Source organism: Microbacterium sp. MYb64 (genome assembly GCF_002979495.1).
Taxonomy (GTDB): Bacteria; Actinomycetota; Actinomycetes; order Actinomycetales; family Microbacteriaceae; genus Microbacterium; species Microbacterium azadirachtae_A.
On the sequence record NZ_PCOW01000014.1, the window covers coordinates 19,126 to 39,561 of the forward strand.

16 protein-coding genes are annotated in these 20,436 nt (G+C 71.8%); 5 read left to right on the forward strand and 11 right to left on the reverse strand.

Annotation, left to right across the window (positions count from 1 at the left end; all coding sequences use genetic code 11):
- Positions 1-2: 2 nt before the first annotated feature.
- Positions 3-2,582: an ATP-dependent Clp protease ATP-binding subunit gene (locus tag CQ044_RS12965; protein ID WP_105688851.1), complete on the reverse strand. Its 2,580-nt coding sequence runs from the start codon at positions 2,580-2,582 to the stop codon at positions 3-5.
- 153 nt (positions 2,583-2,735) lie between these two features.
- Between CQ044_RS12965 and CQ044_RS12970 the strand changes: the two genes are divergently transcribed.
- The gene (locus CQ044_RS12970) at positions 2,736-3,464 is read left to right on the forward strand and encodes a GMP synthase (protein ID WP_105688852.1); all 729 of its coding nucleotides are present in this window, start codon (positions 2,736-2,738) and stop codon (positions 3,462-3,464) included.
- A gap of 190 nt (positions 3,465-3,654) precedes the next feature.
- Here CQ044_RS12970 and CQ044_RS12975 read toward each other — a convergent pair whose 3' ends face one another.
- Positions 3,655-4,140, reverse strand: coding sequence for a glutaminase (locus CQ044_RS12975; protein ID WP_258133302.1), 486 nt, complete (start codon positions 4,138-4,140; stop codon positions 3,655-3,657).
- Positions 4,141-4,256: 116 nt separating this feature from the next.
- Here CQ044_RS12975 and CQ044_RS12980 point away from each other — a divergent pair, with 116 nt between their 5' ends.
- From CQ044_RS12980 to purU, 3 genes are all read left to right on the forward strand, one after another.
- Entirely contained in the window at positions 4,257-5,285 is a 1,029-nt protein-coding gene (locus tag CQ044_RS12980; RefSeq protein WP_258133303.1) for a LacI family DNA-binding transcriptional regulator, read from the forward strand.
- A 227-nt stretch (positions 5,286-5,512) separates the two neighbouring features.
- Positions 5,513-8,377, forward strand: coding sequence for a discoidin domain-containing protein (locus CQ044_RS12985; protein WP_181158311.1), 2,865 nt, complete (start codon positions 5,513-5,515; stop codon positions 8,375-8,377).
- A gap of 181 nt (positions 8,378-8,558) precedes the next feature.
- A complete protein-coding gene (purU, locus tag CQ044_RS12990) occupies positions 8,559-9,410 on the forward strand; it encodes a formyltetrahydrofolate deformylase (RefSeq protein ID WP_105688854.1) in 852 nt (283 codons plus the stop codon).
- Positions 9,411-9,444: 34 nt separating this feature from the next.
- On the opposite strand, the gene CQ044_RS12995 is transcribed toward purU, so the two are convergent.
- The 8 genes from CQ044_RS12995 to CQ044_RS13030 form a co-directional block, all read right to left on the reverse strand.
- Positions 9,445-10,485: a nitronate monooxygenase family protein gene (locus CQ044_RS12995; protein WP_105688855.1), complete on the reverse strand. Its 1,041-nt coding sequence runs from the start codon at positions 10,483-10,485 to the stop codon at positions 9,445-9,447.
- A 24-nt stretch (positions 10,486-10,509) separates the two neighbouring features.
- Positions 10,510-11,442 (reverse strand): DMT family transporter, encoded by a 933-nt coding sequence (locus CQ044_RS13000; RefSeq protein ID WP_045272880.1) that lies wholly within the window; start codon positions 11,440-11,442, stop codon positions 10,510-10,512.
- 134 nt (positions 11,443-11,576) lie between these two features.
- Positions 11,577-12,734 (reverse strand): alcohol dehydrogenase catalytic domain-containing protein, encoded by a 1,158-nt coding sequence (locus CQ044_RS13005; RefSeq protein ID WP_105688856.1) that lies wholly within the window; start codon positions 12,732-12,734, stop codon positions 11,577-11,579.
- A gap of 1 nt (position 12,735) precedes the next feature.
- Positions 12,736-13,458, reverse strand: a complete 723-nt coding sequence (locus tag CQ044_RS13010; protein ID WP_105688857.1) for a phosphonatase-like hydrolase — start codon at positions 13,456-13,458, stop codon at positions 12,736-12,738.
- Positions 13,455-14,705: a TIGR03364 family FAD-dependent oxidoreductase gene (locus CQ044_RS13015; RefSeq protein WP_105688858.1), complete on the reverse strand. Its 1,251-nt coding sequence runs from the start codon at positions 14,703-14,705 to the stop codon at positions 13,455-13,457. Before CQ044_RS13015 ends, CQ044_RS13010 begins: the two co-directional genes overlap by 4 nt.
- Positions 14,702-16,450 (reverse strand): phosphonate ABC transporter, permease protein PhnE, encoded by a 1,749-nt coding sequence (gene phnE / locus CQ044_RS13020; protein WP_258133304.1) that lies wholly within the window; start codon positions 16,448-16,450, stop codon positions 14,702-14,704. Before phnE ends, CQ044_RS13015 begins: the two co-directional genes overlap by 4 nt.
- Positions 16,447-17,364 (reverse strand): phosphonate ABC transporter ATP-binding protein, encoded by a 918-nt coding sequence (gene phnC, locus CQ044_RS13025; RefSeq protein ID WP_105688859.1) that lies wholly within the window; start codon positions 17,362-17,364, stop codon positions 16,447-16,449. Before phnC ends, phnE begins: the two co-directional genes overlap by 4 nt.
- A gap of 177 nt (positions 17,365-17,541) precedes the next feature.
- Complete coding sequence (locus CQ044_RS13030; RefSeq protein WP_105688860.1) at positions 17,542-18,468, reverse strand: phosphate/phosphite/phosphonate ABC transporter substrate-binding protein; 927 nt, start codon at positions 18,466-18,468, stop codon at positions 17,542-17,544.
- Positions 18,469-18,642: 174 nt separating this feature from the next.
- On the opposite strand from CQ044_RS13030, the gene CQ044_RS13035 reads away from it, so the two are divergent.
- Positions 18,643-19,389, forward strand: a complete 747-nt coding sequence (locus CQ044_RS13035) for a GntR family transcriptional regulator (RefSeq protein ID WP_105688861.1) — start codon at positions 18,643-18,645, stop codon at positions 19,387-19,389.
- A 21-nt stretch (positions 19,390-19,410) separates the two neighbouring features.
- Here the strand turns inward: CQ044_RS13035 and CQ044_RS13040 are convergent, their stop codons facing one another.
- Positions 19,411-20,295, reverse strand: a complete 885-nt coding sequence (locus CQ044_RS13040) for a hypothetical protein (protein ID WP_105688862.1) — start codon at positions 20,293-20,295, stop codon at positions 19,411-19,413.
- Between the last annotated feature and the right edge of the window lie 141 nt (positions 20,296-20,436).

The window sequence follows — 20,436 nt, forward strand, 5'->3', positions numbered from 1 at the left end:
GGTCAGGCCGCCTGTGCCATCTCCGCGGTCGCGGTGACGCGCAGCACGTCGCCGGACGCGTCCACGACCACACGACCGCCGTCGCCCAGCTCGCCGGAGACGAACAGGTCCGCGATGCGGTCGTCCACCTCGCGCTGGATCAGGCGGCGCAGTGGGCGCGCACCGAACTCCGGCTCGTAGCCGTGCTCGCCGAGCCAGGCCGCGGCGGCGTCGGTGACGTCGAGCGTCACCTCGCGCCCGGCCAGGCGCCGGGACGTGGCCTGGAGCAGGAGCCGCACGATGCGGCCCAGCTCCTCGCGGCTGAGCTTCTGGAACAGCACGATCTCGTCGATGCGGTTGAGGAACTCGGGCCGCATGGCCTCACGGAGCTTGCCCATCACCCGCGCCCGCAGGTCCTCCTGCGACGCGAATCCGTTGGCGGACCCGTCCTGCGAGGCCACGAAGCCGAGCGCACCCGAGCGCGATGCGAGGAACTCGGATCCGATGTTCGAGGTCATCACGATCACCGTGTTGCGGAAGTCGACCGTGCGGCCCTGACCGTCGGTCAGGCGGCCGTCGTCGAGCACCTGCAGCAGGAGGTTGAACACGTCGGGGTGCGCCTTCTCGATCTCGTCGAACAGCACGATCGCGTAGGGGTTGCGCCGCACGCGCTCGGTGAGCTGTCCCGCCTCGTCGTAGCCCACGTATCCCGGAGGGGCGCCGACGAGCCGCGACACCGTGTGCCGCTCGCCGAACTCGCTCATGTCGAAGCGGATCACACCGCTCCCGCTCGCTTGCCCTGAGCCTGTCGAAGGGAACAGGCGGTCGGCGAGGGCCTTGGCCAGCTCGGTCTTGCCGACCCCGGTGGGGCCGAGGAACAGGAAGGATCCGACCGGCCGGCGGGCATCGCCCATTCCGGTGCGGCTGCGGCGCACGGCCCGCGCCACGGCGGCGACCGCGTCGTCCTGCCCGATCACGCGGGCGTGCAGGTCGGACTCGAGGTCCGCCAGGCGCTCGCGCTCGGTCTCGGAGACACGGCTGACCGGGATCCCGGTCGCGCGCGCGATGACCGCGGCGATCTCCGCCTCCCCGACGATCGCGGACTCGGAGCCTGCGGAACCGGCGAGGGCGCCGGCGTCGTCGATCCTGGTCTGGACCGCGGCGATCTCGTCGCGGATCCGCGAGGCCTCCTCGTAGTGCTCGGCCCCGACCGCGGCGTTCTTGCGCGCCTCCAGGTCGGCGAGCTCGGCGAACAGCGCCGCGACGTCGGTCACGATGCCGAGGCGCAGGCGCAGGCGCGCACCGGCCTGGTCGATCAGGTCGATCGCCTTGTCCGGGAGCACCCGGTCCGGCAGGTACCGTGCGCTCAGTTCGACGGCGGCGCGGATCGCCTCGTCCGTGTACGCGACCGCATGGTGCTGCTCGTACGCGGGCTTGAGTCCCTCAAGGATGCGCACCGCGTCCTCGATCGAGGGTTCGGCGACCTTCACGGGCTGGAAGCGGCGCTCGAGGGCCGGATCCTTCTCGATCCGGCGGTACTCGGAGAGCGTGGTCGCACCGACCAGGTGCAGGTCGCCCCGGGCGAGGCGCGGCTTCAGGATGTTTCCGGCGTCCATGCCGCCGCCCTCCCCGGATCCGCCCGCACCCACGACCGTGTGCACCTCGTCGATGAAGACGATGATCTCGCCCTTGTGCGCGGCGATCTCGTCCATCGTCTTGGTCAGGCGCTCCTCGAAGTCGCCGCGGTAGCGGGTGCCCGCGAGCATCGCGGGCAGGTCGAGCGCCACGACACGGCGGTCCTTGAGCTGCGCGGGCACGGCGCCGTCGACGATCGCGCGGGCGAGGCCCTCGACGATCGCGGTCTTGCCGACGCCGGCCTCGCCGATCAGCACCGGGTTGTTCTTGGTACGGCGGCTGAGGATCTCGATGGTCTGCTCGATCTCGGAGGCGCGGCCGATCACGGGGTCGAGCTCGCCCTCGCGCGCACGCGCCGTGAGATCGAGGCCGAACTGGTCGAGCATCGGCGTCTCGGAGGCTCCCTGCGCGGCCGTCCCCTCCGGATCCGGCGTCGTGCCCGTGGGCATCGGCTCGCGCAGACCCTGGGTCAGGGCCTCGGCGGTGACCCCGGCGCGGGCGAGGATCTGGCCCGCGGGGGCGTCCTGCCCGAGCACGAGCGCGAAGAACACGTGCTCCGGCTCGATATAGGTCGCACCCGACGAGCGCGCCACCTGGTAGGCGTGGAACAGCGCGCGGCTGGCGCTCGGCGTGATGGTCGCGGCCTCGACGTCGGAGGGCTCGCCCGGAGCGGGCAGACGCGTGTCGACGGCGTCGACGATCGCCTGCGGGGTCACCCCGATGTTGCGGATCGCCTGGTCGACGGCGTCGTCCTCGACGATCGTGCGGAGGACGTGGAGCGCGTCGAGCTCGGTCTGGCCGCGCTCGAGGGCGAAGCGCCCTGCGCGCTGCAGGATGCGCTGAGTGCGCACGGTGAGGAACCGGCTGAGGTCGATCGACCGGGTCTGCCGGGCCTGCTCACCGGCGAGGTAGCGGGCGAGGAACTCGTCGAACGAGCCCGAGCCCGCGTCGGTGAAGTCGTTGGGCATTTCGCTTCCTCTCAAACTTGAGCGTTGTGCTATCAACTTCAACACGGTCCTGCCGCGGGTATTCCCGCTCGCTCCCCGCGGGTCCTCTCCCATGTGTTCCGGAGCGTTGCGGCGCGGCTCCGCCGACCACCGCCGCTCGCCTAGAATCCAGGGATGGCCTCGCTTCTGTATGTCGGCGTGCGCCCTGAGCTGGATGCGGCGACGGCGGAGCGCGCGTCCTTCCGTGTCGCCCTCGGCGTGGACGCCGACGCGCTCGACCGCATCGACCTCACCACCACGGCGCTGCCCGACGACGTCTTCGACCGCTATGCCGGATTCGTGATCGGCGGCTCCCCGTTCAACGTCACCGACGTCCGCAAGTCCGAGGCGCAGCGACGGGTCGAGACGGATCTGGAGCGGATCGCCGAACGCGCGATCGACGGCGCCACGACCGCGTTCTTCACGTGCTTCGGGATCGGCGTGGTCACGCGCCTCCTCGGCGGCGAGGTCGGCATGGAGACCCCGGAGGAGGCGACGGCGGCCGAGATCCGCTGCACGACGGACGCCGCGGCGGATCCGCTCTTCGGCCCCGCGGGACCCGTGTTCCACGCCTTCACGGCGCACAAGGAGGGATCGGCCGAGGTGCCGCCGGGCGCCGTGCTGCTCGCCGGCAACGACACGTGCCCGGTGCAGGCGTATCGTGTGGGCGCCGATCTGTACGCGACGCAGTTCCACCCCGAGCCGTCCCCGCGCGACTTCGCCGACCGCATGGTGTTCTACCGCACCACCGGATACTTCGACCCCGACGCGTTCCACACCGTGCAGGAGGCCGTGCTCGGATCCATCGTGACCGAGCCGGCCCGCATCCTGCACCGCTTCGGCGAGCGCGCCCTGGCCCGCTGACAGGCTGGCCCGCTGGGCCGCGCTGCCTCAGCGGGCCGCGCTGCCCCGGCAGAACCTACTGACCGCGAGACTCCAACTGGGCGACGAGACTGCATGAAATAGGCGCAGTCTCGTCGCGGAGATGGAGTCTCGCGGTCAGGGACGGGCGCGGATCAGGACGCGCGCGGATCGGATCCGCGGCGCACGCGGATCAGGGGCGGGCGTCGCGGAGAAGGGCGATCCGGTCTTCGAGGTAGGCGGAGAGGGGCATGAGGGCGCCGGACGCGGACCAGCGCACCGAAGGGACGCCGTCGACGAGGGCGAGCGGACCGGACGAGCCGCCCGCCGACACGGCGGCGACGTCGATCGGGGTCCATCCGACGTGCACGGTCTCGCCGTCGGCGAAGCCGCCGCGCGAGGCCTCGGCCCGGCGCTCGGCCCTCGCGCGCGCCGATTCCGCCGCGTAACCCCGGCGCACGGGTGCGGCGGCGCGCAGCACCTCAGCCGTGGCGAACACGGCGTCGTCCGCGATCAGGAACACGCCGACGTGCCACGCGGATCCGGCACGCACGATGCGCGGCGCCCTCCACCGCGAGGTCTTCTCGCGCCCGAGCGCCTCCTGCGGCAGGCCGGAGAGGGCGGCGCGCGCCCTGTCCAGGAGCACCGCGAGCGAAGCGTCCGGTTCGGAGGAAGTCACGGATCAAGGCTATGCCCGCACGACTCCCGCGACAGCACCTCGCACGCCACCCCGGATGTGATCGATATCATGCACGTGAGCCGGGACGACGCCCGCGCCACCCACGATCGGACCCCATGACGACCGCAGCGACGCCGGATCCCCGCCGCATCCCGGGAATGGCCGACGTCGCGCGCCTGGCCGGGGTCTCGGCGCAGACCGTCTCCCGCACGCTGAGCGGGAACCCGAGCGTCCAGCCCGAAACCAGGGCGAAGGTGCTCGCCGCGGTCGATCAACTCGGCTACCGGCGCAACAACGCCGCCCGCGCCCTGTCCTCCGGGCGGAGCAGGGCGATCGGGGTGGTCTCGCTCCGCACCGGCTTCTACTCGCGCAGCGCGGTCGCGGTCGGCATCGAGACCACCGCGTCCGAGGCCGGGTACATCGTGAACTCCGTCACGACGCCCTCGCTCGATGCGGGCGAGATCGAGCAGGCCATGTCGCGCCTCGCCGACCAGGGCGTCGAGGGCATCGTGCTCGCCGTGCCGCTGATCTCGACGACGCGCGCGATCGACGAACTGACCCGCACGCTGCCGACGATCACGATCGACGGCTCGCGCACGGCGTCGACCCAGGTGGTCGCGGTCGACCAGCGCGAGGTGGGGCGGATCGCGACCCGCCACCTGCTGGATCTCGGTCATGAGACCGTCTGGCACGTCGCGGGCCCGCAGCAGTGGCTCGACGCCTCGAGCCGCACCCAGGGCTGGCGCGAGGCGCTCGCCGACGCCGGCCGGGAGGCCCCGCCCGAGATCGTCGGGGACTGGTCCCCCGCCTCCGGCCACCGTGCAGGGCAGATCCTGGCCCGCATCCCCGAGGTCACCGCGGTGTTCGTCGCGAGCGACGAGATGGCGTTCGGCCTCGCCAGGGCGTTCGCCGAGCTCGGCCGCGCGATCCCCGAGGACGTGTCGATCGTGGGCGTCGACGACATCCCCCTCGCGGAGTTCTGCTCCCCCGCGCTCACCACGGTCGCGCAGCCGTTCATCGACGTGGGCCGCATCGCCGTCGAGCACCTCCTGCACGCGATCTCGCACCCGGGCGCCGTGCCGCCGGCCGAATCGATCGCGCCGCAGCTCGTCGTGCGCCGCTCCACGGCCGCGCCCCGCCACTGACCGCCGCGTCACCGACCGGCGCGTCGCCGACCGCCGCGTCGCCGACCGCCGCGCCGCTGACCAGCCAGCCGCTGCACGGCCGCACTCCGGACATCCCGCTCGTGTTTGCGATATCTCGCCCGCGAATCCAATTGCGGCAATTCGCGGAGACTTCTTGATGTTAGCGATAACTTGGGAGTACCGTGGCCCCTGTTCTCCCCGCCTCGATGACGCAGCAAGGAAGACCGATGCCTCCACAGATCCTGTCCCTCCCCCGTCGATCGCGGGGCGTCCTCGCCGCCGGCGCCGCGCTCGCGATCGCCGCGACGACGCTGACCCTCGGCGCGGTCGCCCCCGCCCACGCCGACCCCGCCCCTCCCGCGGGCGCGGCGATCCCCGACACGGGCTACACGCTCCTCGACGTCGACTCCGAGTCCGCGCCCTACCCCGCACCGCCCTCCCTCGACGGCACCGCGAAGGGGGCGTTCGACGGCGACTACTCGACCCAGTGGGCGTCGAACTACAACGGCGGCTCCCCGGATCCGATGCCGCACTACCTCACGTTCGACATCGGGGCCGAGCACGCCCTCACCGGGATCGGCTACTCCGTCAAGGTGCAGGGCAACGGCCCGGCCAAGGACGTGCAGGTGCTCACCACGAACGACCCGGCCGTCGCCAAGGACGGCAAGAGCAGCGGCTGGACGCCCGCGGGCACGGCGACGTTCTCGCAGCCGACGAGCAGCACGCAGATCCAGTACGTCACGTTCGCCCAGCCCGTCTCGGCGCGCTACGTCGAGTTCAAGATCCTCGATGCCGTGAACGGCTCGAACAACGCCTCGGCCTCGGAGATCGTCGCGTACACGACAGACGCCCTCGGCGGGATCCCCGCCGGGCACGCCATCACGAACGCCCAGTACGCCGTGGTCGGCGCGGATTCGCAGCAGACCGATTCCGGCGACGGATCCGCGTCTGCGGCCTTCGACCAGAACTCCGCCACGCAGTGGGCGAGCGAGTGGTCGCCGGCCTCGGCGCCGTATCCGCATCAGATCACCTTCGACGTCGGCGGATCCTTCACCCTCACCGGCCTCGGCTACTCCGTCAAGGTGCAGGGCAACGGACCGGTCAAGGACGTCTCGGTGTACACGACCGACGACGCGAACGTCGCGAAGGACCCGTCGGCGAGCGGCTGGAGCACGGCCGGCACCGCGAGCTTCTCGCAGCCGACCAGCGGCTCCCAGATCCAGTACGTCACGTTCTCCCCGCCGGTGAAGGCGCGCTACGTGCGCTTCCAGGCCGAGAACGCGGTGAACGGATCCGCCAACGCCTCCGCGTCGGAGATCGTGGTCTACTCCACGGACGCCGACACCACACCTGTGACCCCGCCCAAGCCCGCGGCCGCGACCGTGACCACCGACTCGGTCGACAACAGCACGTGGAACTACCCCGACGACACCCCGGCCAGCCCCTTCATCGACGCCGACGGCACGTTCCACTTCGGCGAGTCGCACGCGAACTACTACAACGAGCCCGACGGCAGCAACGGCGACATCCGCCAGTGGAACTGGTACACCGGCTCGAACTTCGACACCGCGAAGCCGGACGCCGCCCTCAACGCCGCAGGCACGAACCCCGACACCACCGACTTCTGCAACGCGAGCCCGACCGGCGTGGAGTCGACGAAGGCGCCGGCCGGATCCAGCTACACCCAGCCGAACTACTGCGACATCACGCAGATGTGGGTCGACCCGGATACGGGCGACTGGTACGGCCTGGTGCACAACGAGTTCACGCCCAAGCCCTTCGGCGACGGCCTGCACTACGACGCGATCGACTACGCGGTCTCGACCGACAAGGGCAGGACCTGGAGCATCCCCGGACACGCGATCACCTCGCCGTACAGCACGACCCGCGGCGACACCACCGCGTTCCCGCAGCAGACGTACTCCTACGGCGACGGCGACCCGCGCCTCTACGTCGACTACGCCTCCGGCTACTTCTACGCGTTCTACGGCTCCCGCGTCGTGAACAAGACCGGAGGCTGGGTGGCGTTCTACGAGCACGTCGCCCGCGCCCCGATCTCCGGGAAGATGGCGACCGGCACGTGGCAGAAGTGGTACGACGGCGCGTGGACCGAGCCCGGCATCTCCGGCAAGGAGAGCAACATGGTCCCCGTCGCGGATGACAGCGAGACGGGCTACACGCCGGTCGACAAGGAGTACGACCCGAACACCCCCGGCACGGCCCAGCAGCAGATCAAGAACGGGCAGATGCCCGCCACCTCGCCGCTGTTCGTGATGGACGTCACCTACGACGCCTACCTCGGGCTGTACATCGGCCAGCCGCAGAACCCCGACCAGTCGGGCAAGGCGCCGCAGGAGTTCTACGCCACGAAGAACCTCGCGACGCAGAAGTGGTTCCGTCTCGGCGACTCCGGATCCGCGTACACCACGGCGTCCTGGTACCGGTGGTTCGTGGACCCCGCCAACAAGACGAGCTCGGCGATCGTGGGCAAGTCGTTCCGGTCGTACTGCTCCTTCGGCTGCATGGGCGACGCCTACGCGCAGCTCGCCAACATCACGATCGACGCCGGTCCTTCCGTGTCGCCCGCGACCGCGATCGACACGACGAAGGCGTACACGATCGCGAACGGCGATGGGCGCAAGCTCTCGGCCTCCGGCAACGGCAAGAAGCTGACGACGGCGGGATCCGTGAACCGCAAGAACGGCGCCTGGACCTTCACCGCGACCGGAGACGGCGCCTACACGATCGCGACGCAGGCCGGAGCGCTGCTCGGCGTGGATGCCTCTTCGAACGCCGGGCGCGCATGGGGTGCGGGCCTCACGCTCACCGGCAAGGCGTCGGCCGGGGTCGGGCAGCAGTGGTTCATCGTGCCGAACACGGATCCCGCCAGCGGAGCGGCGACCGGATCCGTCCGGCTGGTGAACCGCTACTCGGGGCTGGTGCTGGGCATCGACACGTCCACCGCCGCGACCACGCCGGGCCGCACCTGGGACGCACCGTCGGCGCACGGAGCCTCCACCACCTCCCAGGCCGGCCACTTCACGCGACCGGGCGACCAGACGCTGAGCCTGGCCGAGTTCTCCGGGAACTGATCGCGAAGGGGTCTCCCTCGCGGGATCCTCGCCGGAAGGGATCCGGGCCTTGCGCCCGGATCCCTTCCGGCGTCTGCCGGGCGCGATCCCCGCGCCCGGCGCGCACGTTGCGGGCGCGATTCGCCTCGCGCGCCGGGGCGCGGCAGAATCGACGGACACCCCGCTTGCAAGGAGACCTGTCATGGCGCAGCCCGACACCGCACGACTGCTCATCGCCTGCGACGACCAGCCAGGGATCGTCGCGGCCGTGGCCGGAGTGCTCACCGCGCACGGGGCGAACATCATCTCGCTCGACCAGCACTCCACGGACGCGGCCGGCGGGCGCTTCTTCCAGCGCACGGTGATCCACCGCGACGGTCTCGCCGCCGCGCGTCCGGCGCTCGAAGCGGATCTGGCCGCGGTCGCCGAGCGCTTCGGCATGGAGTGGTCGCTGCACGACGCGTCCAAGCGCAAGCGCGTGGCGATCTTCGTGTCCAAGTACGACCACTGCCTCTTGGAGCTGCTCTGGCGCACGCAGCGGGGGCAGCTCGACATCGACGTCACCATGGTGGTCTCGAACCACCCGGATCTCGCGGAGTCGGTGCGCTCGTTCGGGGTGCCGTTCGTGCACATCCCGTCCGGGGACAAGGCCGAGATGGAGCAGCGCCAGCTCGAGCTGCTGCGGGGCAACGTGGACCTGGTCGTCCTCGCGCGCTACATGCAGATCCTCACCGACGAGTTCATCGAGAATCTCGGCGCTCCGGTGATCAACATCCACCACTCGTTCCTCCCGGCCTTCATCGGCGCGAACCCCTACGCACGGGCCAAGGACCGCGGCGTGAAGCTCATCGGCGCCACCGCGCACTACGCGACGGCGGACCTCGATGAGGGGCCGATCATCGAGCAGGACGTCACGCGCGTGACGCACGCCGAGTCGGCCTCGGAGCTGCAGAGCCGCGGCGCCGACGTGGAGCGCCTGGTGCTCGCGCGCGCCGTGCAGTGGCACGCCGACGACCGCGTCATCGTGCACGGCCGCTCGACCGTCATCCTCTGACGACGCCGCTTCCGCGCTGCGCGCGGGTGTGCGATCAGGCGGGCACTCCCGCGGCCAGCTCCGCGAACGCCGCCGCCGCGGTCTCGTAGCGGGCCAGCGGCGCCGACTGGCCGAGCCACAGCGACTGCAGCTCGCCCTTGTTCTGCTGCCCGGCCGGGGTGCGGAAGCGTCCGGTGATCCAGTTCTGCGCCGGGAACGGGGCGATGGATCCGGCCGCCTCGATCTCGGCGACCACGCGGTTGCGTGCGCCGCGCGCGAGCCGCCCGCTCATGGCCCTCGTGAGCACGGACCCTTCGGCGGGCGTCGCGCGGACCGCCGCCCTGTGGGCCTCGGTGGCCGCAGACTCCGCCGTGCCGAGGAAGGCCGTGCCGACCTGCACGCCCTGCGCGCCGAGCGCGAACGCGGCGGCGACCCCGCGGCGGTCCGAGATCCCTCCCGCCGCGATGACCGGCACATCGACCGCGTCGACGACCTGCGGCAGCAGCGAGAACAGGCCGACGACCGAGTCCTCGGCCGGTCGCAGGAACGACACCCGGTGGCCCGCGGCCTCGGCACCGGTCGCGACGATCGCATCGACCCCTCCCTCAGCGAGGGCGCGCGCCTCGGCGACCGTCGTCGCGGTGCCGATCACGCGGATCCCCCTGCCGTGCGCCTCGTCGACGAGCGACGCCGACGGCACCCCGAAGACGACGCTCAGCACCGCCGGCGCGGCCTCGAGGACCGCGGCGAGCTGCTCGTCGAGCGAGGGCAGATACGCCTCGGGGCGGGCGGGCACCTCTGCGCCCACCTCGGCGAAGAACGGGGCGAGGGCCGCCGCGTAGTCGTCGTGCTCGGTGCCCGGCTCGATCTCATCGCCCCGGGGGAGCCAGATGTTGAGCCCGAACGGCCGGCGCGTCGCGGCCCTGATCCCGGCGACGGTCGTGCGGATGCGCTCCGCGTCGTAGCCGTACAGCCCGTAGGACCCGAGCCCTCCGGCCGCGCTGACCGCGGCGACGAGCGGAATCGAGCTGAGCCCGCCGAAGGGCCCGAGGAGGACGGGGGTGCGGATGTCGAGGAGGTCGGTCAGCGAGCTCATGATCCCGAGGCTACGCCCCGACGGTCAGTCGGGGACGACGGGGATGGATCCGGTCAGCGGCGACGGCGGCTCCTCGTCGGGTCGGGCGCCGCGACGACGCCGCGCGCCCGCCGTGACGCCGATGCTCGCGATCACGACCAGCGCGATCGCGGCGAGTCGCACGGGCGACGCGTGCTGTCCGAGCACGAGCAGCCCCGCGATCGTCGCGAAGACGGGCTCGAGGCTGAGCAGGATCCCGAACACGCGCTGCGGCAGGCGGCGGAGCGCCGCGAGTTCGAGGATGTACGGGATGACGGAGGCGAGCAGGGCGGTGAGCGCGGCGAGTCCCAGCACGCGAGGGTCCGCCACCGCGGTGACCGCGGCGGGCACGCCGAACGGCAGCAGCAGCACGGCGGCCACGGCGAGCGCGACCGCCAGTCCCTCGGTTCCCGTGGTGAGCGCGCCGACGCGGGTGCTCATCCGGATGTACATGATCCAGAACCCGGCGGCGATGAGCGCGAACAGCACGCCCCAGGGATCCAGCGCCTCGGCGCCCGTGAGCCCGTCGACCCCCAGCAGCGCCATACCGAGCAGGGCGATCCCCACCCAGACGGCATCGGCGAGGCGCCGGGTGAGCAGCGCCGCCAGCACGAGCGGGCCGAGGAACTCGATCGCGACCGCGGGCCCGAGCGGGATCCGGTCGATCGCGGCGTAGTAGGTGCCGTTCATCGCGGCGATCGAGACGCCGAAGAGGATCGCGGCGATCCACTGCGCGCGGTTCCAGCGCTTCAGCCGAGGACGCGCGATGACGAGCACCACGATCGCGGCGATGAGCACGCGCAGTCCGGTGACGCCCCACGACCCGAGCTCCGGGAAGATCGTCGTCGCGACGGCCGCGCCGAAGGGCAGGGACAGGCAGGATCCGACGACCAGCAGCACGCCGAGAGCGGGCTGCTGCCGCGGTTCCTGGGAGTTCACCCCTCCAGCCTGGCACGGCCGGGGTTCGCCTGCGGCCACCGACCATGTCCCGATTTCGGCTGAGTCTGGAGCGGTTTCCCCGCCGAAAACGGTACATGGTGGGGCATGAAGCGGGACAGGGTTCTCCCGCACCCTCAGCGCGGAGTGAGTCCCACCCGCAGGGGCGCCCCGGGGGCGGCCGCCTGCACGAGGGCGGCGTCGACCGCGGCGAGCGGATGCACGGCCCCGACGGCGTCGGCGAAGGGGTGCGCGCGACCGCGGCCCGCCATGAACGCCGCCGCCGCATGCAGCTCGGCACCGGTGTAGTTGTGCACCCCTGCCACGGTCACGAGCCCCCGGACGATGCGCTCGGCGTCGAGCGGCACCGGATCCGCGGGGAACACGCTGCCCAGCAGCACCACGGCTCCGCCGACGTCGACCGCGTCCAGCGCCGCGCGCACCGCGTGCCCCGAGGCCTCGATCACCAGATCGAACCCCTCCTCCGCGACGTCGTCCGGGCTGATCGCGGTGAGCGCGAAGCGCTCGGCGAACGCGCGCCGGGCCGGGTCGGGATCCACGATCTGGACGCGCCCGCCCAGCTCCGCGGCGATCACCGCCGCGGTCAGCCCGACGAGTCCCGCGCCGAGCACCAGCACGCGCTCGCAGGCGAGCACCTCCGCGTCCTCCCCCGTGGACGGGGACGGATCCGGCACCCCGCGACCCCGCAGCGCGGCCCCGCGCGCGACGCCGGCCCAGGCGGTCGCCGTGGCGCACGAGACCGGCGCGAGCGCGGCGGCCGGCAGCACCTCCGGCACGCGCACGATCCCGGTGCCGGCGCGCAGGTGCACGTGCCCTGCGAAGCCGCCGGTGAGCTCCCAGCGCGGTTCAATGCGCGCATGCCCGTACTTCGCGAGCTGCCGGCACTTCTGCGTGCGCCCCACGAGGCAGCGGTCGCAGTGCCCGCACGAGACCGTCACCGACCAGACCACCCGGTCGCCGATGTGCAGCGCCGCGCCGTCGACCGCGCGTGCGCCCTCGTCGCCGATCGCGATGATCCGGCCCACGCTCTCGTGCCCGAGCACGAGAGGCGTCGGCGCGTGCCGGCGACCCTGCACGGTGTGGATGTCGGATCCGCAGATCGTAGACATCTCCACCGCGACCAGCACGTCGTGCGGGGCGAGGGCGACGCCGGGCACGGCGAGCACCTCGTGCGGGAGTCCGACGCCGAGCCAGGCCATCGCGACGGCGGCCGGCCGCAGCGGCACGTCGTGCCGGTGCACCTCTTCTGCGGGGCGGACCAGCGCCGCGCGCATGTCAGTCGGCCGCGATCGGCGCGAGAGCCGGGACGAGGCCGCGCTCGACGAGTACGCCGAGGAGGGCGGTGACATCGGGCAGCACCTCATCGGGGTCTGCGGTCTCGAGAGCGACGGCGTCGTGCGCGCCGCTCAGCACGCCCGCCACGAAACCGGCGCCGGCCCGACGGCCGGTCTGCACGTCGCTGACCGTGTCGCCGGCGACCGCGACCGCCTGCACCGACGAAGCGCCCGCGCGCAGCAGCGCGGTGAGCACGAGGTCGGGGGCGGGGCGTCCGCGGCCCGCGTCGACCGGCGAGAGCACGCCGTCGACGAGGTCGTGCCAGCCCAGCGCGTCCAGGAGCGCATCGCGGGTGACCGGGGCGAACCCGGTGGTCAGCCAGACCTTCAGGCCCGCGGCCCGCAGGGCGCGGATGGCGTCGGCCGCACCGGGGATCTCGGTCGCGCCCTGCTCGGCCACGATCTCCGCATAGGCGGCTTCGAACTGGGCGGTGGCGCGCTCTGCGGCCTCGACGTCGCCGTCGGCGAGGTGCGTGAAGACGTCGATCTTGGACTGCCCCATGGTGTCGCGCACGTACTGCAGCGCCTCGTCCCAGCCGATCCGCGCGGCCACGCCGGTGCGCTCCGCCGCCCGCTGGAACGCCTGCTCCACGATGCCGTCGTCGAGCACGGTGGTTCCAGCCATGTCGAGCACGACCAGTTCGATCGGGGTGTGCGGGTTCATGCGTTCTCCTCCTGTGCGATGCCGCCGACGGTGGCGGTCGTTCCTGCGCCGCCGACGATGGCGGTGGTCTGTGTCCCGTCCCCGGCTGAGGCGTCGGCATCCGGGGATCCGGATCCGCCCCAGCCGAAGACGCGGGCGGTCTCGATCTCGGCGAGGCCGAGCCCCGTGGTCATGCCGATGCCGGTGGTCGCGGCGAGCGCGAGCACGCGCGGGGCGACCTCCTCGATGAGGAACTCCTCGCCGGCGGCCGCGTACACGCCCTGCCAGCGCTCGAGCACGCGCATCCCGCCCACGTCGAAGAGCTCGCGCGCCTCGGCGAGGAACGCCTCGAACGCGGCCTCGGGCTGGAACGGATCCGGCTGCACGGCCTTGTGGTGCGAGTCGCCGAGCAGGAGCGTCCCGTCGGGCAGCTGCGTGTACATCTGGTTCAGATCGAGCGCGGCGAGTTCCGGGCGTTCGGCGTGCAGCCGTTCGCGCAGGGCCGTCGCGGTGCCGAGGCCCGCGAAGCGGCGATAGCGCACGAGCGACCAGCCGGTGAGCAGCGGCGCCTGCAGCGGCGAGCGCAGATCGGCCGAGACGCGCATCATGTCCAGCGCGCAGCGGATCACGCCCGCGCGCTCGGCGAGCGCCGGCAGCAGCTGATCGACGTCGTGGTTCACGGCCACGACCACGTCGCTCGCTGCGATGTCGCCGCGGGTCGTGCGCACGAGCCCCGTGCCGGCCTCGGTGACCGCGGTGCGGAAGCGGAACTCCACGCCGAGCGCGGCCAGATGCCGCACGATCGCCCCGGCGGCCTCCCGCGGGTTCACCTGCAGGTCGCCGGGAACGAGCGCGCCGCCGTGCACCACCTCAGGGCGCACCGGGGCGAGCTCGGTCACCTCGGCGGGCGAGAGCAGGCGGATCCCTCCGTCATCGCCGTCGGCCGCGGCGGCCTCCTCCAGGAGCGTCCGCTCGTCCTCCGCTCTGGCGACGACGAGCGTGCCGCTCTCGCGCGCCCAGAACCCGGCCTCCGCCGCGAGGCGGAGCCAGATCCCGCGGGACGCCTCGCCGTAGGCGCGCGCCGGTCCGTCCTGCGCGCCGATGCAGAGATGTCCGAAGTTGCGGATCGTGGCACCCACCGGCCGGTCGGTGCGGTCCACGACCACGACGCGCAGCCCTCGTCGCGCGGCCGCATACGCCGCACCGAGGCCGACGATGCCGGATCCGACGACCGCGACGTCGAACCGGTCGTGGGGGGAGAGCGTCATCGGAAGACCCTCCGCATCCACATCGCGAGCCCCTCGACCACGAGCACCGTGGCGAGGATCATCAGCACGATCGCCGTGACAACCTCGTAGCGCGAGCCCTGCCCGGCGTTCAACAGGTAGTAGCCCACTCCGCCGCCGCCGACGATGCCGAGGATCGTCGCCGCACGGATGTTCGTGTCGAGCATGTAGAAGCTGTGCCCGATGAGCGCGCGCGTGCCCTGCGGCACGGTCGCCGAGGCGTAGGTCTGGATCCGGGTGGCACCGACCGCGCGGAGTGCGCGCTCGGGGCCGCGGTCGACCTCCTCGAACGAGTCTGCGACGAGCTTGCCGAGCAGCCCGATGCCGCCGATCGCGAGGGCCACGATGCCCGCGGTCGGACCGAGGCCGGTGACCACGATGAGCACGATCGCGAGGATGAGCTCCGGGATGCCGCGGATCCCGACGAGCAGGAACCGGGCGATGCCGCGGACCGTGCCGTTCGGGGCGACGTTGCGGGCGGCGAAGGATCCCAGCAGCAGCGAGGGCAGCAGCGTCAGCACGGTCGCGGCGAGCGCGATCGCGATCGTGTCCCGCATGGCGCCGAGCATGACGGAGGTGTCGTAGTTGCCGAAGTCGGGCGGCCAGAACTTCACGGCGGTCTCGGGGATCTTCGCCCACACCGTGATCAGGTCGCTCCACTGGATCTGGCACACCACGAGGCTGCCGATCACGATCGCGACGGCCACCCAGCCGGCGATCGTGTTGCGACGGCGCTCGCGCGTCCACGGGCGGCGCACGGCCGCGGCGGGGGACGTCGCCCAGGCCGGCTTCGCGGCAGCGGCGGCAGTCGCGGCGCCGCTCCCCGCCTCGTCGCGGCGGCGGAGACGCGGATGCAGGATCCGGTCCATCCACGACCGCGTCTGCGCGGTCTCGCCGAGCATCGCGCCGCGCACGGCGCTCGAGACGATCTCCATCACGACGCAGAGCACGAAGATCACCAGGGCGATCCCGAGGCCGCGGCCGTAGTTGAGCGCCTTGAACGCGTAGGACATCTCCAGGCCGAGCCCCGCGACGCCGACATAACCGAGCACGACGCTGCCGCGCAGGTTGATGTCGTTGCGGTGCAGCACGGTCGCGACCCAGCTCGGCAGCACCTGCGGCAGCACGCCCGCGGTGAACTGCTGGAGCTTCGTGCCCCCGGCAGCCCGGATCGCGAGACGCGGGCCCTCGTCGATCTGCTCGATCGCGTCGGCGAACATCTTCGAGATCATGCCGATCGAGTGGATCCCGATCGCGAGGATGCCGGGCAGCGTGCCCAGCGAGAACATGAGCACGAACGCCATCGCCAGCACGACGTCGGGGATCGAGCGGGTGAGCACGCCGATGAACCGCGCGATCCCGCGCCAGACGGGTCCCGGCGTGGTGTTCGCGGCGGCGAGGTAGGCGATCGGCACCGAGAGCGCGGCGGCGACGAGCGTGCCGACCAGCACCAGCCCCACGGTGAGCGCGATCAGCCAGAGCAGGTCGAGCGGCGCGGGGAAGGTCAGCGCCCCCACGCGCGTCATGAAGCGCTGCGCGTTGCCCCAGCTCTGGAAGACGCCGGCGAGCGAGAAGCCGCTCTGCACGAGCGAGGCGATGCCGAGCACGACCAGCACGACCAGCGTGAGCGAGGCCGCGATGCGCTCCGGCGACACCCGGTGCTTCGGCGCGCGCGACAGGAGGCCGCCGACGTAGCCCTCGCGGCGGGGTGCGGCGACGACGGTCACGAGCGCGCCGCCGAGGTTTCGGCGATGTCGGCTCCGGCCGCCGCGCCGGCCCCTGTGCCCGTCGAAGCGGGAGGTTCGGCGGGCGTCGCGATCCCCTGCTCGATGAGCTCCGTGGTCACGGCGGTGAGGTCGGCGGTGGTGGTGGCGACCCGGCCGTAGATCTCCATGACCTCGGCCTTGCTGAGGCCGGTCGTGGAGGTGTTCAGCACGACCTCGCCGTGACGCAGGCCCACGATGCGGTCGGCCCAGCTGATCGCGAGATCGACCTGATGCAGGCTGCACACCACGGTGAGGCCCTGGTCGGCCGCGATCTCGCGGATGAGCGCCATGACCTGATCGCTCGACTCGGGGTCGAGCGAGGCGACGGGCTCGTCGGCGAGCAGGATCTCGGGGCGCTGCATGAGCGCGCGGGCGATGGCCACGCGCTGCTGCTGGCCGCCGGAGAGGGTGTCGCTGCGCTGGTAGGCGCGGTCGAGCAGCCCCACGCGCTCGAGGTGGCCGAGGGCGCGCAGCTTCGCGTCCTTCGAATAGCCCCAGAGGCCGAGGCGCGGGCCGCGCACGGACGAGAGCGATCCGGTCAGCACGTTCTCCAGCACGGTGAGCGACGGCACCAGCTCGAACTGCTGGAAGATGAAGCCGACCCGGCTGCGGAGGCTGCGGAGCGCCTTGCCCTTGAGCACCGGGACCGAGGATCCGAGCACCTCGACGCTGCCCGAGGTCGGCGTCTCCAGCCCATCGAGGTGCCGCAGCAGGGTCGACTTGCCGGATCCGGAGAGCCCGAGGAGCACGACGATCTCGCCGCGCGCGACCTCGAGGTCCGCGCCCCTGAGGGCGGTGGTCGCGCCGAACTGCTTCGTGACGCCGGCGAGGCGGATGACCGGCTCGGCCACGGCGGGGGTGGTGACGGTGCTCATGGTGTTTGCGCTCCTGGCTATGTGGTCGTTGAGCGAGGGCGCCGGAACGGCGATCATCCTTCGTCTCGCTGCGCTCGCTCAGGAACCGACGTGTGTGCCGGTCCCTGAGCGAGGAGCGCAGCGACGAGACGAAGGGCGCTCGCTCAACGACCCCGTTCGGGGACGTGATCGGTCAGATCACTTCTTGCACTGATCGGCCTTGGTCTTGTCGCAGATGTCGCGGATGATGTCGTAGTACTTGTCGTCGACCGGCTTGGTCGCGTAGAAGGTCGCCTTGAACGCGTCGCTGTCCGCGTTCTTGACGCCGGCCTTCACGATGTCGTCGATCGTGATCTCCTTGAGCGCGGTCACGACCTTGTCGGCGGTCTCCTTCGGCAGGGCCGTGTTGTAGACCAGCGGGGCGCCGGGGACCATCGTCTTGTCGACGACGGTGACCTTGTCGCTCTTGGCGACCTCGCTGTCCTCGGCGAAGCCCGCCTCGCACTCCTTGCCCTCGCCGACCTTCTGCACGCTCACGTCGTGCTTGCCCGCGAAGACCGGGGAGACGCCCGTCTTCGGGTCGATGTCGTCCTTGAGCAGGTTGTAGCTCGGGAAGAGGTAGCCCGAGGTCGACGACGGGTCGACGAAGCAGACCTTCTTGCCCTTGAAGTCCTTGATCGAGGTGATCGAGGATCCCTTCGGCACGATCGCCTCGGAGTAGTAGCCCGGCTCCTGGCCCTGCTTGGTGACGATCGAGGAGATCGGGGTCAGCTTGGCGCCCGCGTTGGTCGCGGTGATGTAGGTGAAGCCGGAGAACGAGGCGACGTCGACCTTGCCGGCGACGGCAGCCTCGATGAGCGCGGCGTAGTCGGTCGACTCGTGGTACTCGACCTTCTTGCCGGTCTCCTTGGCGAGGTAGTCCATGAGCGGCTGGTAGTTGGTCTGGGTGTCGACCGAGTCGGGCACGACGCCGAAGACGAGGGTGTTCGCGTCGACGGCGTAGCCGCCGTTCGCGGCAGCGGGCGCGTCGGTGCCGGTGGCGGCACCGGCAGCGCCGGAACACGCGGCCAGGCCGAGGGCGAGCACGGCGGCGCCGGCTGCGACGGAGAGAGCGCGAAGCTTCATGAGGACCTTTCGGGTTTCAGGTGCGGAGGGAATCCTCGAAGACTCTCTCAACCCAGCACCCGAGATGTATACCTAACTCGGCACTGTTCCCCGACTGTTCACCCGCGATTATCCTGAATGAACACCGCAGGAACGAGGGTGCGCCCGACCGACGCGACGAAGTAGTATGCCTATGTGCCCGAGGTTGTCTACACCCAGATCGCCGACGATCTGCGCGCCAGGATCGCCGAGGGCCGGTTGCGTCCGGGAGACGCCGTGCCCACCGAGGCCGAGCTCGCGGAACGCTGGAGCACCTCGCGCGGACCGATCCGCAACGCCCTCGCGGCGCTCCGTGCCGAGGGCCTCATCGAGACCGCCCGCGGGCGGCCCGCGCGCGTCGTCGAGCGCAAGGCGACCCAGGCCGTCGACGTATCCGTGCCGTTCACCCGGTGGGCGCGCGAGCTCGGCGCCCGCCCCGGCGCACGCACCCAGGAGCTGAGCCTGCGCCGCGCCGGAGCCGAGAAGGCACAGGCGCTCGGCGTGGATCCCGGCGACACGATCGTGAGCGTCGTCCGACTGCGCTTCCTCGACGACCGCCCCACGATGCTCGAGCGGCTGTTCTACACCGAGGAGGTGGGCCGCCTGCTGTTCGCGGTCGACACCGATGCGATCTCGATCACCGAGTTCCTGGGCTCACAGGGCCACCCGATCGTGGGCCTGCAGCACGAGATCGACGCGGTCGCCGCCGACGAGCAGGACGCGGCGCTGCTGCAGGTGCCGCAGGGCACCCCGATCCTGCGCCTCAGCCGCACCTCGCGCGGCGCCGACGGCCGCATCTTCGAGGCCAGCGAGGACCGCTACCTCTCCAGCATCGTGCGCTTCACGGTCTCCGGATCCGGCATCTCCCCCGACGGCCAGTACCTCCGCGCCGTGGGCGGCTGAGGGCTGTTACGGGTCAGGTCGTCACACCGCGAGCAGTGCGATCCCTGCGACGACGACCGCCGCTGCGCCGATCCGCCAGACCGGGCGGCCCTCGCACAGCACGAAAGCGCCGAACAGGCTGACCAGCACCACGCTCACCTCGCGCAGCGGCGCGACGAGCGCGACGGGGGCGATCCTGATCGCCTGCAGCACGAGGATGTACGACAGCGGCGAGAGGATCCCGAAGGCCACGATCCGGCGCCATTCGGTGCACCACAGCGCCGCGGCGGCGGGCCACCGGCGCCGCATCGCGGCCGTGTAGTAGACCGCCTGCATGCCTGCGGTGCCGACCATGAACGCGACGGGGGAGATCGAGAACGAGCGCACGACGAACGCGTCCCAGATCGTGTAGAGCGCGATCGCGACGCCGGTGAGCACGCCGAACAGCAGCCCAGGATCGATCCGCCGCCGGCTGCCGGCCCCGACGCCCCGGCGCACGACCCCCACCCGATCCACGAAGCCGATCGCGACGATTCCGAGGATGACCACCGCCACTCCGGCCAGCGCGAGGGGTGAGGGACGCTCGCCGAACAGCAGCATCGCGATGATGACCGACAGGAACGGTCCGGTGCCGCGTGCGGTCGCGTAGACCGTGGACAGGTTGCCGACGCGGTAGCCGTGCTGCAGCACGGCCATGTAAGCCACGTGGAGCACGCTCGAGACGAGCACGCCGAGCACGAAGCCGCCGATGTCGCCGGATCCGAGGCCGCCGGTGAACGGCACCACGCCGATCCACAGGACCGTGCTCGCGACGGCGCCCCACCAGAGGAACGGGAGCCCCGCACGACTGATGCCGTGCGCCAGCACGTTCCAGCCCGCGTGCGCGACAGCGGCGGAGAAGACGAGGACGAATGCGAGAAGCGACATGGGAACCTTCGGTCCGCCGCGGGCGCGACGGACGTGGTTCCTCCAGGCTTTTGTCCGTTCAGATGACGCCAGGCCCACGAGGACCCGACGTGGCGCCGCTCGGACCAGTCGGGCGGACCCCGGAACCCTAGGCGCTGTCGA